Genomic DNA, 13,054 nt, shown 5'->3' with positions numbered 1-13,054 from the left:
CCGCCCTTTTTCCGGCATCAGATGGGGAGAGCGATGCGCCCGATTTCGCGTACGGCCCTGGGGGCGGCGACCGCCGCCGTCCTGGCCGTCACCGCGGTCGCGCCGTCCATGGCCGACGAGCCGCAGGACGACACGACCGGAAAGCGACCGCTGGTCGGCAGCGAGGCCCAGGCCCGCGCCGGGGACCGGGCCGCCACGGTGACCCTGGTCACCGGCGACCGGGTCGTGGTCACCCACGACGCCGAAGGCAACCCGGCCGCCACGGCCCTGCCCCGCGAGGACGGCACCGTCCCCCTCGTCCAGACCCGCCGCTCCGGCCGGGACCTGTACGTCTACCCCGAGGCCGCCACCGCCGCGCTGGCCGCGGGACGCGTCGACGAGGAACTCTTCAACGTCACCGGACTCGTCCGCCAGGGCTACGACGACGCCGCGAGCGACAGCCTGCCCCTGATCGCGATCTACGGCTCCGACCTCGCCCGCTCCGTCCCCGCCGCCCCGCGCGGCGCCCGGCGCGGCCAGGTCCTCAAAACCGTCGACGGCGTCGCCCTGACGGCGGAGAAGAAGCGGGCCGCCACCTTCTGGGCCGAGATCGAGGCCCCCAGGGCCCGCACCGCCACCGGCATCAGGAAGCTCTGGCTCGACCGCAAGGTCCAGGCCACCCTGGAGGGTTCGACCCGGCAGGTCCACGCCCCCGAGGCCTGGGCCGCCGGCTACGACGGCACGGGCACCAAGGTCGCCGTCCTCGACACCGGCGCCGACGCCGACCACCCCGACCTCAAGGGCCGCATCGTCGCGGCGGAGAACTTCACCGACTCCGACACGGCTGCCGACCACCAGGGCCACGGCACCCACACCCTCTCCACCGTCGGCGGCTCCGGCGCCGCGAGCGACGGCAGGAAGAAGGGCGTCGCCCCCGGCGCGGCCCTCCTCAACGGCAAGGTCCTCAACGACTACGGCTCCGGCGCGACCTCGTGGATCATCGCGGGCATGGAGTGGGCCGTCGCCCAGGGCGCCGACGTCGTCTCGATGAGCCTCGGCAACCCCGAACCCACCGACTGCACCGACCCGATGAGCGTCGCCGCCGAGGAACTCGCCCGTAACGAGGGCACCTTGTTCGTCATCGCCGCCGGAAACTCCGGACCCGCCCTCGGCACGGTCTCCTCGCCCGGCTGCGCGCCCGGCGTGCTCACCGTCGGCGCCACCGACCGCGACGACGCCACCGCGTACTTCTCCAGCCGCGGCCCGACCCTCGGACAGCACACCCTCAAGCCCGAGATAGCCGCGCCCGGCGTCGGCATCTCCGCCGCCGCGGCGGGCGGCCGGGGCCTCTACGCCTACCAGTCGATGTCCGGTACGTCGATGGCCACCCCGCACGTCGCGGGCGCCGCCGCCATCGTCAAGCAGCGCCACCCCGACTGGACCGCCCAGCAGATCAAGGCCGCGCTCGTCGCCTCCGCCGACAGCTCCGTCCCCGGCGACGTCCGCGAGGTCGGCGGCGGCCGGCTCGACGTCAAGGCGGCCATAGACCAGACGGTCCTCGGCGCCCCCGCCGTCCAGGCGGGCACCTTCGCCTGGCCGCAGGACCGGAGCGACCGCACCACCGTCTCCGTCCCCTACACCAACACCACCGCCGCCCCGGTCACCCTGGACCTGGCCGTCGACCGCGTCACCGGCAACGACGGCTCCGCCGTCCGGGGCCCGGTCGCCCGCCTCGGCAAGCGCACCGTCACCGTCCCGGCCGGCGCCACCGTCCGCGTCCCGCTGGAGATCGACCCGAAGGCCCACCTGGAGCGCGCCCAGTACGGCGACGTCACCGGCCGCATCCTCGCCACCGGCCCCGGCGGCGTCCACGTCTCCACCCCCTTCTCCCTCTACGTCGAGCCCGAGACGGTCACCCTCCGCGTCAAACTGATCGACCGTCAGGGCAGGCCCGCCGCCGGCTCCTCCTCCCTCGACGCCATCGGCACCGACACCGCGAGCGGCGAGCGCCGCTTCAACGAGGGCGCCGCCGACCAGGTCTACCGCCTGCGCCCCGGCTCCTACTTCCTCTCCTCCTTCGTCACCACCGCCGACGCCGGGGCGAACGCCACGCTGACCGACTCGCTCAGCTACCTCGGCCGCCCGCAGCTGGAGCTGAAGAAGGACACCACGGTCGTCCTCGACGCCCGCAAGGCGCACCAGCTGTCCGTGAAGACCGACAGGCCCACCGAACTCCGGGGCGCCACCCTCGCGTTCGCCCGGTCCTGGGACGACTTCTGGATGCACTCCGGCACCGCCGGCGGACCGCGCTCCATCCGCGCGTACTACGCCTCGGTCGAAGGCGCCGCCCGTGACGGCGACTTCGAGTTCGGCAGCTACTGGCGCGCCGCCGCCCCGCAGATCGCCTCGATGCGCACCACCGACGGCCTGACCCTGCACCCGCTCACCGGCTCCCTCGCCTCCGACAACCTCGACGGCACCGGCTCCGCCCGGCTCGTCGACGCGGGAACCGGCACCCCGGCGGAGCTGAAGGCCGCGGGAGCGAAGGGCCGCGTCGTCCTCGTCCGGCTGCCCGCCGACTCCACCGCCGCCCTCACCGTCGCCCGCGACGCCCAGGCGGCCGGTGCCGTCGCCGTCCTCGTCCACCGCGCGACGCCCGAACGCTGGTACCCGGGCGGCACCCTCACCAGCTTCGGCCTGCCCGTCCTCTCCGTGCCGTCCGGCGAGGCGGCCGCGCTCCTCGGCAGGCTCGCCGCCGGAGAGGTAACGCTCACCTGGCAGGCCACCGCGAACAGCCCGTACTCCTACAGCCTCGCCTTCCCCGAGACCGCCGTCCGCTCCGAGAAGACCTACCGGGTCCGGGACGCCTCCCTCGGCCGTACGGACTCCCGCTACGGCTCCGCCGGTGTCGCCGCCGACTTCATGCACTTCCCCGCCGCCCACCGGCCCGACGGCACCACCGTCTCCTTCGCCTCCCTGGAGACGGTCGCCGCACCCGGCAGCCGCACCGACTACTACTCGACCGGCGACACCGCCTGGTCCGAGATGACCGGCAGCAGCTTCCCGTTCGGCGAGCTGATGATCGGCACCCGGCACGGCTACCAGCCCGGCGAGCGACGCACCGAGAAGTGGTACGACGGCGTCGTCGTCCCCACCGCCCCGCGCGACGCCACCGGCAAGGAGGTCCTCGTCGCCGAGCGTCAGGGCAATGTGATCGGCTTCTCCGCCGCGATGTGGGGCGACGGCGTCCACCACGCCGAGCCCGGCTCCTTCGGAGACGTCGGCAATCTGCGGCTCAGCCGCGACGGAAAGCTCCTCGGCGAGAACGGCTGGCCGGCCGGCGCCTTCGAAGTACCGGCCGAATCCGGGACGTACACGCTCGAACAGAGCACGATGAAGTTCGGAAGTCAGGTCTGGAAGCGCTCGACTTCGGTCAACTCGGTGTGGAAATTCACCTCCAAGCTTGACGAGAACGTCTATTCTCAGGGCATCCCGATTCTCTTCCCCCGGTACGACCTCCCGGTGGACGGTCTCAAGACCCTCGCCGCGGCCGACGGCCAGCACATCGGCCTCACCGTGACGGGCCACGCGGGCTACACCCCCGCGGCGCTCACCTCGGCCACGCTCTCGTACTCCTACGACGGAGGCGAGACCTGGACCGAAGCACCGGTCTCCCGGCAGGGCGGGATCTGGACCGCGACCGTGAACCACGCGGGCGCGGCCGGAAAGCCGGTCACGCTGAAGACCGAACTGACGGACGCCCAGGGCAACTCCGTCACCCAGACCGTGGTCCGCGCCTACGACGTGCGCTGATCACGCCGGTCCGCCGGGCGTCCTTCCCGTGGGGGGTGGGGTCGCCCGGCGGATCACCCCTTCGCGGCAACGGTTTTACGGGTGTGCCGTTGTCGAGCGCCGTACGCGGTGGACAATAAGGGCATGACTCAGCAGGGGGACAGCTGGTGGGACGAGCTGTACGACACATCGGCGCCGGACACGGCCCCGACGGTCTCGGCCGACACGCTTGACGAGCACTTCGCCACGGCGCTCGACGCGGCCACGCCCGCCCCGGAGAAACCACCCACCACACCGGCACCGCCCGCACCACCCGCTACACCCGCCACACCCGCACCGCCCACACCACCTGCGCCGCCTGCCACACCCGCACCACCCGCCATACCCGCACCACCTGCGCCGCCCGCACCGGAAGCGCCTCGGGAACCGGCGGTACCCCCTGCACGGGTCGCACCACGGGCGCAGGCGCCGGTGGCCCCACCCGTACCGGCCACCCCACCTGCCCCGACCGCCCCCTCTGTCCCGGCCACCCCCTCTGTCCCGGCCACCCCCTCTGTCCCGGTGGCCCCCTCTGTCCCGGTGGCCCCACCGGCCCCCACGCCCCCACCCGCACCCCCTGCATCGGTAACACCACCCACCCCCGCACCCCCACCCACCCCACAGCCCGCCCCCTGGGAGGCGGCTGCCCCCGCCGGGCCCCGGACCTTCCCCGGCCCCCCTCCGCCCCCGCCCCCGCCGCCGTCCCCGCCCGTCGAGGTGCCCGCCGTGGTCGCCCATCTCCCGGTGCCGGACGACGAGACGCCGGAGGACGGTGACGGTCCCGACCTCACCGTGCGGGTCTGGGTGCCCCGGCCCCGTACCGGATTCGTCGGCGACAGGCCGCCCACCTACGAGGCCGAGCCGACCGCGCTGCCCGTCGCCCGCCCCGGTGAACTCGGCGAACTCGTCGCCGACACCGTGCTCGACGGCGCCCGCTACGGCACCGGCACCCTGCGGGCCGCCTCCGTGCGCGGGGACTCCGCCCGCTACCGGGGCGAGCCCCGCCGCGACGCCCTGCTCATCGCCCGCTTCGGCCACGACGAGAGCGCGCTCGTCCTGGTCGCGGTCGCCTCGGGCTCCCGCGCCGCCGAGGACGCGCACCTCGCCGCCACCGACGTCTGCCGGTGGATCGCCGAGGCCGTCTGCCGCAGCCACGCCCGGCTCTCCGAGGACATCCGGGCGGACCGCAGGGGAGAGCTGAAGGCGGGACTGCACCGGCTCACCGACCGGACCTACGGCAGACTGCGAAGCCGCGCCGCCGAGCGCGGGCTGGCCCCCGACGAGTACACCGCGACCCTGCGCTGTCTGCTCGTCCCCGCCGACCCGGGCTGCCGCACCCGGGTCTTCTTCGGCATCGGCTCGGGCGGTCTGTTCCGGCTCAGGGACGGCGCCTGGCAGGACCTGGAACCCCGCCTGCCGGGCCCCGGGACCACGACCGGCGCCCCCGTCGTCGGCTTCGGCTCGCCACCGCCCGCCACGACGGCCGCCGGGGAGACCACCGGGGAGGGCGACCGGCTCACCGTGGATCTGGGCATCGCCACCGCCCCGGGACCGCTCGTCGAGGAACCCGTGCCGCCGCCCGCCGAACCGTTCCGGTTCCGTGCCTCCGTCGCCCGCCCCGGTGACACCCTCCTCCTCGCCTCGCCCGGCCTCGCGGAGCCGATGCGGGGCGAACCGGCCCTGGCCGGGGAGCTGGCGGCCCGCTGGTCGGACCCCGAGCCGCCGGGTCTGGCCGCCTTCCTCGCCGACACCCAGCTGAGGGTGACCGGCTACGCCGACGACCGTACGGGGGTGGGCGTCTGGGAGGCGTAACCCGCCGGGCCGTGTGTTGATGGAGCCATGGCCAAACAGAACGTGGCGGAGCAACTCGTCGACATCCTCGTGCGCGCGGGCGTCCGGCGCATGTACGGCGTGGTGGGCGACAGCCTCAACCCGATCGTCGACGCGATCCGCCGTACGCCCGCCCTCGACTGGATCCAGGTGCGGCACGAGGAGGTCGCGGCCTTCGCGGCGGGCGCCGAGGCCCAGATCACCGGCTCCCTCGCGGTCTGCGCGGGCTCCTGCGGCCCGGGAAACCTGCATCTGATCAACGGACTGTACGACGCACACCGCTCCATGGCCCCGGTCCTGGCCCTCGCCTCGCACATCCCGTCCAGCGAGATCGGCCTCGGCTACTTCCAGGAGACCCACCCCGACCAGCTGTTCCGCGAGTGCAGCCACTACAGCGAACTCATCTCCACCCCCCGGCAGATGCCCCGGCTGCTCCACACGGCGATCCAGCACGCCGTCGGCGGCGGCGGCGTCAGCGTGGTCTCGCTCCCCGGCGACGTCGCCTCCCAGCCCGCCCCGGAACGCGGGGCGCAGACCGCCCTCGTCACCAGCCGGCCCACCGTGCGCCCGGGGGACGAGGAGATCGACGCCCTCGTACGGATGATCGACGCCTCCGACCGGGTGACGCTCTTCTGCGGCAGCGGCACGGCGGGGGCGCACGCGGAGGTCATGCAGTTCGCCGAGCGGATCAAGGCACCGGTCGGCCACGCCCTGCGCGGAAAGGAATGGATCCAGTACGACAATCCGTACGACGTGGGGATGAGCGGCCTCCTCGGCTACGGCGCCGCCTACGAGGCCACCCACGAGTGCGATCTGCTGATCCTGCTCGGCACCGACTTCCCGTACAACGCTTTCCTGCCCGACGACGTCCGGATCGTGCAGGTGGACGTGCGACCCGAGCGGCTCGGGCGTCGCTCCCGGCTCGATCTGGCCATCTGGGGCGATGTCCGCGAGACCCTGCGCTGTGTCGTGCAGCGCGTCCGCGCCAAGACCGACCGCCGGTTCCTCGACAAGATGCTGAAGAGGCACGCCAACGCCCTCGAAGGCGTGGTCAAGGCGTACACCCGCAAGGTGGAGAAGCACGTTCCGATCCACCCGGAGTACGTGGCCTCGGTGCTCGACGAACTCGCCGACGACGACGCCGTGTTCACCGTCGACACCGGCATGTGCAACGTCTGGGCGGCCCGCTACCTCACCCCCAACGGGCGGCGCCGGATCATCGGCTCCTTCAGCCATGGCTCGATGGCCAACGCGCTGCCGCAGGCGATCGGCGCCCAGTTCACCGATCTCGACCGGCAGGTCGTCTCGATCTCCGGTGATGGCGGATTCTCGATGCTGATGGGCGACTTCCTCACCCTGGTGCAGTACGAGCTGCCGGTGAAGGTGGTGCTCTTCAACAACTCCTCGCTCGGCATGGTCGAACTGGAGATGCTGGTGGCCGGACTTCCCTCGTACGGAACGACGAACAAGAACCCCGATTTCGCCGCCATCGCCCGAGCCGCCGGGGCCTACGGCATCCGTGTGGAGAAGCCGAAGCAGCTGGCCGGAGCCCTCAAGGACGCGTTCAGGCACAAGGGGCCCGCGCTGGTCGATGTCGTCACCGACCCCAACGCGCTCTCCATCCCGCCCAAGATCAGCGCCGACATGGTGACCGGATTCGCCCTGTCCGCCAGCAAGATCGTCCTGGACGGGGGAGTGGGCCGGATGCTCCAGATGGCCCGTTCCAACCTGCGCAACGTGCCCCGACCCTGAGGGAATGCGGACGGTTCGTCGGGGCATGCATCCCCGTGAGCCTGTTCGACACGATCTGTGGGTGGGGGTTATGGCCGGGAAGGCGCGACAGCCGACTCAACTGCTCAGGAAGGTGGGATGCGCGGATCTCACCGCGGTGCCGGAGGTACGACATGCCTTACGGGAATTACTGCGGCGATGGGGCGGACCGGGCGCCTCCGACGTCGCGGAACTGCTCACCAGCGAACTCGTGACCAATGCCCTGATCCACACCGAGCACGGAGCCGTCGTGACCGCGACGGTCGTCCCCGAGCAGTTGAGGGTCGAGGTCCGCGACTTCGTCCCCGGACTCGCCCCGCCGCTCGTACCGCCCGCCGACGACGGTACGCACGGCAGGGGGCTCGTCCTCGTGGACGCCCTGGCCGACTCCTGGGGAGTCGAGGACCACGGAGCGGGGAAAGTGGTGTGGTTCGAACTGAACGGCGGGGCCGCCTGAGAGGCGACCCCGCCGTCCGCTGCGGGCGGTCGGACCGGCCGTGCGCCGGACCGACCACGAAGGTCCGGGCCGGGTCGGGTGCGGACCTTCCCGCACTCAGCCGAACTGCTGCTCCAGATCCTTGAGCTTGCGCTCAAGGGAGTCGAGACGGGGCAGCGTCTGGGTGTCGTCCTCCGCCGTGAGGTCGACCGTCACGGGTTCAGCTCCCCTGACGGCCTGGAGGGAGGGCCGGGACCGAAGTGGCGGCTGTCCGGAATCCGCTATGGCCGGTTCCGCGACGGCGGCCGGGACGGGCGCCGAGGCGGATCCGCCCCCCGTACCGCCGTCGCCCCCCGTGCCGGGGGCTCCGTTCGAGGCGCCGAGCGCCGCCATCTTGATCTGGCGGCCGTCGCCCCTGCCGAGCCCGAAGGCGCGGTGCTGGCGGTTGATCGCCTTGAGCCGGGCCCGGTCGAGTTTGACCTGGTCGCGTCGCCGGATACGGCTCTGCTCCCTCTCCCGCCGGTCCTCGCGCACCTCGTCCACGGCCTCGTCCAGGGTCCGTACGCCTTCGAGGAGCATCAGCGACCACGCCGCGAAGGTCTCCCTCGGCGCCCGCAGCCACCGCACGATCCGGATCTGCGGCAGCGGTCGCGGCACGAGGCCCTGTTCGCGCAGGGCCGCCCTGCGGGTCTGCTTCAGGGCGCGGTCGAAGAGGACCGCGGCCGAGAGGGACATCCCCGAGAAGAACTGCGGCGCCCCGTCGTGGCCCAGACCCCGCGGTGCGTGCACCCAGTTGAACCAGGCGGCCGCGCCCGCGAAGAGCCAGACCAGGAGCCGCGAGCCGAGGGCCGCGTCGCCGTGGCTGGCCTCGCGGACCGCGAGCACCGAGCAGAACATGGCCGCCCCGTCGAGGCCGAACGGCACCAGGTACTCCCAGCCTCCGGAGAGGTTGAGGTTCTGGCGGCCGAAGCCGACGAGCCCGTGGAAGGAGAGCGCCGCGGCGACCGCGGCGCAGCAGAAGAGCAGGACGTAGGAAGCGGTGCCGTACACGGCCTCCTTGCGCCTGCGGCGCTCCTCGCTGCGTTCCCAGGAGTCGTCGGCCGGGCTCTGGTCACCGGTGCGTCTCCCGCGTGCGAGCACCGCCACCGCCGCCAGGACCCCGGCCACCATCACGCCGCCCGGAAGCAGCCAGTCCAGCGATATGTCGGTCAGTGTCATGCGGTGTCCCTTGCATCGCGTCCAGGGTGTCTGGCGGCCCATCCTGGTCGACGCGGTGGGGCGCTCACGCACTTTCCGGGCAAGAGCACGCCATCGAGGGAGCAGAGCATACGAATAGGGGTGATCTGACCGAATGTCAGTGCGGAGATATGAGGGTGGATTCGATTTTCCTCAACCTTTCGGGTGGCGTAGGCCGGAGGGCTCAGTCCGTCGTGGCCAGTCGGCTGACCCGTTCGGCGTCACAGGTGCGCGGACAGGTGAGACAGGTGTCCTCGGGGCGCACGGTGTAGAAGAAACAGCAGGTCGCCCGGGAGCGTGTGACGTGCGGCCGGCCGTCGGGCCCCTCCGAGCCGGCGAGCTCGCGGAAGCCCGCCGCGCCCGCGTAGGGCCGGTACGGCTTGGACGTGCCCGGCATCAGGAGGTCGAGCTGGGCCATCGCCCGCCGCTCCTCGCCGAGAAGGCCGCCGATGTACCAGAGGCCCTCGACGATCTCGTCCGTGGCCATGCCCCACAGGGCCCGGCGCCCGCGCCGCAGTCGGGGGCCGAAGCCGTCGAGGACCGCCTCGAAGTGCTCGGCGAGCGAGGCGCGGACCTCGGCCCGCAGCGCCTCCTCGTCGGCGACGACCCGGGCGCCGGGCAGTACGGCGGCGGGGTCGTCCGGCAGACAGGCGAACTCCTCGATCCGCACCGCGAGACGGCTCTGGGCCCGCTGGAAGGCCACCTCGCGGGCGGGCAGCCGGGGAACCCTGCGCTCCAGGAACCAGGGCACCGTCACGAGGAGGCAGGCGGGCCAGGCGTACCGGTGCAGTCCGAAGCTCGCGACGACGTCGGGGCGGGCCCGGGTGCCGTAGTCCCGGAGCACCTGCGCCTCGTCCCAGGCGAGGAAGGCGTCGAGGGCGGGCCCGCCGGCCGCCAGTTCGTCCGCGCCGACCCAGCCCACCCCGTGCGGCAGGCGTGCGCCGGGGGCGGTTTCCGCGATCCGGAGCGCGGGGAACACCTCGGCGAGCCGGGCGTAGGAGGCCGCGACGGGCGACGAGGGGGAGGGGGCCGCGGGGGCGGACAGCAGGGCGGGGACGGTCATGGGGACCACCGAATCGCGAGCTTTGGCAGGTTAGCCTTACCTTACCCGATTTGGGGTCCGCTCTCACTCGTGACGGCCCCTCCCCTCGGCGGCGCAGCCCTCGTGTCCCCGCTGTCGGTCCGTTCGCCTATGGTGCACAGGGGACCCGGGCGACGCGAGCCGGGACCGGTACGAGGCCGCAGGAGGACCCGGGTGGAGCAGGGCGCAGCGCGCGAGCGGGCGACGGACCGACCGTCACCGCCCTTCGGCAACCCCGTACGTGTACCGGAGCAGGCCCGGACGACGCCCCAGCGGCCCGCCGAACCGGAACGGAACCCCGGGGCGGGCGCCACCGCCTTCCCCGCCTCCCCGCCCGTCCCTCCATCCGCTCCCGCCCCCGCGTCCGCCTCCCCCGGATCCGCTCGCGGGGACCGCACCCACGGCGAACCGGCGGCGGGCCGGGCCGAGGCCGGGCCGGTCTCCGTCCCCGGCCCCCGGGTCGTCCGGCACTCCGTGCGGGTTCAGGTCCTCGCCGCGCTCAGGGCGGCGCTCGTCGACGGCGATCTCGTCCCCGGCGAGGTGTACTCCGCTCCCGCCCTCGGCGAGCGCCTCGGCGTCTCGGCCACCCCCGTGCGCGAGGCCATGCAGCGCCTCGCCGTCGAGGGAGCCGTCGAGGTCGTGCCCAACCGGGGCTTCCGCGTCACCGAGCGCACCCCCCGTGAACTCGCCGAGCTGGCCGAGGTCCGCGCGCTCATCGAGGTCCCCGTCATACTGCGGCTCGCCCACACGGTCCCGGCCGCGCGCTGGGCCGAACTCCGGCCGCTCGCCGAGGCGACCGCGACCGCCGCCGCCCTGGGCGACCGCGCCCACTACGCCGAGGCGGACCGCGACTTCCACCGGGCCGTCCTCACCCTCGCAGGGAACCAGCAGCTGCTCGCCGTCGCCGACGACCTCCACCGGCGCTCCCAGTGGCCCCTGATGAACGCCCGCGCCTTCCGGCAGGAGGTGCTCGTCGCCGACGCCGCCGAACACATGGCCCTGCTCGACGCCCTGACCGCGCGGGACCTGGACGTCGTGCAGAGCCTGGTACGGGAGCACTTCACCGGATCGGGGTGCTGAGCGCTTCGGGCGGCTAAGGTCGAGATCGTCAACCGCTCGCCATCGCGTCACCCGTGAGGTGCACCATGCCGTCCGTGACCCCGTCCCCGGCCTGGAACGGACGCCGACCCGTCACCGGCACGGAAGCGGAGGCCGCGGCCCTGCTCGGCTGGCTCACCGACCCGGAGTCGCCCCGGCTCTGCCTCGTCACCGGGCCCCCCGGCACCGGAAAGACGGCGCTGATCGACTGGCTGGCCCGGCACGGCCCGCGCGCCGGACGGCCGCGCCGCCGGGCACCCCGGATCCTCGTCTCCCTCGCCGGACAGTGCGCGCTCGGCGCGACCTGGACGATCGCGGACCGGCTCGGGGTGGTCGCCCGCTCGCCGGGCGACCTCGTCCACGCCCTCGTGACCCGCGAGGCCCGGCCCGCCGGGCGGACCGTCCTCCTCCTGACCGACCTCCACGCCGCCGCCGAACCCGAGGCGCTGGCCCGGCTGGTCGTCGACCTCGCCGGGGTCGGCTGGATCCGCCTCGTGGCCGAGGCGCGCGAGGGCACTCCCGCCCTCGCCGTCCTGACCACCGAGCGCCGGGCCACCGTCGTGGACCTGGACGAGACCGCGGACCCCGCCGCCCCCCTGCCCCCCGACCCCGAGCCCGGTCTCTCCGGCCCCGCACCCGGCCCCTCCGCCCCGCCGCCCGACCTCTCCGACCCGGCGGCCGTCTGCCGGGCCGATCCGCTCCGCGTCACCACGGCATACGTCACCGGGGCCGCCGTCGCCGGGCTGCCGGGCACGCTCGACGGGCCCGAGCCGTCCGCGCGACCCGGCGCGTACGCGGACGGCGACCACGGCGGGCTGCGGGCCGCGTGGATGCGGTCCGGTCAGTCACTCTGCCGCGAACAGCCCCCGGCGGAAAGGGCGTTGGTACTGCTCGCCGCGCTGGGCGACGGAGCGGATCCCCGACTGCGCCCGGCCCTCGCGGAGTTGGCCTCCACGGCCCCGTGGCGGCTGCGCTGGGCGCGCCACCGGGGCGATCTCACCCCGCCCTGGCCGGGGCCCGTCGCCGTGCTCGGCGCGGCGGGCGGCCCGCTGGAGGGCACCTTGCTGGTCGGCGACCGGACCGGCACCGTACGGCTGCTGCACGAGGCCGACGCGAGCCCCGCCGGGCGGCTCGCGCACACCGTGCCCGGCCGGATCACGGCGCTCGCGCCCGCGCCCGACGGGACGGTGCTGCTCCTGGACGACCGGGGCAGGCTGCACGCGGTACGGGGGGCGGCCCCGCGCGCCCCCTATCTGGAGCGGCTCACGGAGGCGGTCTCGGCGACCCTGGCCCGGCATCCGGGGACGGCGCTCGCGGCGATCGCGGGCTCCGTGGTGGTGGGCGACCGGCTGGGCTCCGTGCACGCCTTCGGGCTGCGGGGGCTGCACCAGTCGGCCTCGCACAGCGGCCGGGTGACGGCGGTGTCGGCGGTCGACTCCGCGACCCCGTTCGTCTGTTCCGGCGGGGCGGACGGGACCGTACGGCTCTGGACCCCGGGCCGGGACCCGAGGCCCGAGCCGCTGGCGGAGCGCCCCTCGCCGGTGGTCTCCCTGCACGCGACGGAGACCCCGCACGGGCCGCTCGTCGCCGCCGCGTGGGCCGACGGGCTCGTCGAACTGCACCGCCCCGAGGGCGGTGCGACGCTCGCCTTCCGTCCGGGGCCCCCGGTCCGCGCGGTCGCCGTCACGGGTGCGGGCTCCCTGCTCGTCGGCACCGACGAGAGCCTGGTGTGTCTGGCGCCGAGGGGCTGACGCCGCACCCGGAAGGAGCGTCACCAGCCCCTCCGGGCAACG

Annotated in this window: 9 protein-coding genes; 6 read left to right on the top strand and 3 right to left on the bottom strand. The window is 74.0% G+C overall.

Translation table 11 applies throughout. The features are described from left to right. Nucleotides 1-33: 33 nt before the first annotated feature. Nucleotides 34-3,792 (top strand): S8 family peptidase, encoded by a 3,759-nt coding sequence (locus BU197_RS14215; RefSeq protein ID WP_188268629.1) that lies wholly within the window; start codon nt 34-36, stop codon nt 3,790-3,792. A 295-nt stretch (nt 3,793-4,087) separates the two neighbouring features. Here BU197_RS14215 and BU197_RS31480 read toward each other — a convergent pair whose 3' ends face one another. Next, the gene (locus BU197_RS31480) at nt 4,088-4,216 is read right to left on the bottom strand and encodes a hypothetical protein (RefSeq protein ID WP_411158489.1); all 129 of its coding nucleotides are present in this window, start codon (nt 4,214-4,216) and stop codon (nt 4,088-4,090) included. Between the two features lie 320 nt (nt 4,217-4,536). Here BU197_RS31480 and BU197_RS31475 point away from each other — a divergent pair, with 320 nt between their 5' ends. From BU197_RS31475 to BU197_RS14200, 3 genes are all read left to right on the top strand, one after another. Continuing rightward, the gene (locus tag BU197_RS31475; protein ID WP_411158488.1) at nt 4,537-5,622 is read left to right on the top strand and encodes a protein phosphatase 2C domain-containing protein; all 1,086 of its coding nucleotides are present in this window, start codon (nt 4,537-4,539) and stop codon (nt 5,620-5,622) included. 27 nt (nt 5,623-5,649) lie between these two features. Continuing rightward, on the top strand, nt 5,650-7,392 hold the full coding sequence (locus tag BU197_RS14205; protein WP_188268627.1) for a pyruvate dehydrogenase: 1,743 nt from the start codon (nt 5,650-5,652) through the stop codon (nt 7,390-7,392). Between the two features lie 70 nt (nt 7,393-7,462). Then, nucleotides 7,463-7,867: an ATP-binding protein gene (locus BU197_RS14200; protein WP_188268626.1), complete on the top strand. Its 405-nt coding sequence runs from the start codon at nt 7,463-7,465 to the stop codon at nt 7,865-7,867. Nucleotides 7,868-7,963: 96 nt separating this feature from the next. Here the strand turns inward: BU197_RS14200 and BU197_RS14195 are convergent, their stop codons facing one another. Continuing rightward, nucleotides 7,964-9,064 carry a DUF2637 domain-containing protein gene (locus BU197_RS14195; RefSeq protein WP_188268625.1) on the bottom strand — a complete coding sequence of 367 codons (1,101 nt, stop codon included), beginning with the start codon at nt 9,062-9,064 and terminating at the stop codon, nt 7,964-7,966. A gap of 202 nt (nt 9,065-9,266) precedes the next feature. Next, nucleotides 9,267-10,145, bottom strand: a complete 879-nt coding sequence (locus tag BU197_RS14190) for a (2Fe-2S)-binding protein (RefSeq protein WP_188268624.1) — start codon at nt 10,143-10,145, stop codon at nt 9,267-9,269. 192 nt (nt 10,146-10,337) lie between these two features. On the opposite strand from BU197_RS14190, the gene BU197_RS14185 reads away from it, so the two are divergent. Both BU197_RS14185 and BU197_RS14180 read left to right on the top strand, forming a co-directional pair. Further along, nucleotides 10,338-11,243: a GntR family transcriptional regulator gene (locus tag BU197_RS14185; RefSeq protein ID WP_317452058.1), complete on the top strand. Its 906-nt coding sequence runs from the start codon at nt 10,338-10,340 to the stop codon at nt 11,241-11,243. A 65-nt stretch (nt 11,244-11,308) separates the two neighbouring features. Next, nucleotides 11,309-13,012, top strand: coding sequence for a hypothetical protein (locus BU197_RS14180; RefSeq protein ID WP_188268622.1), 1,704 nt, complete (start codon nt 11,309-11,311; stop codon nt 13,010-13,012). Nucleotides 13,013-13,054 lie beyond the last annotated feature (42 nt).

The organism is Streptomyces sp. CBMA291, from assembly GCF_014596525.1.
Taxonomy (GTDB): Bacteria; Actinomycetota; Actinomycetes; order Streptomycetales; family Streptomycetaceae; genus Streptomyces.
Note: the sequence above shows the minus strand (reverse complement) of the source record. Positions and strands in the feature narration are given on the sequence as shown.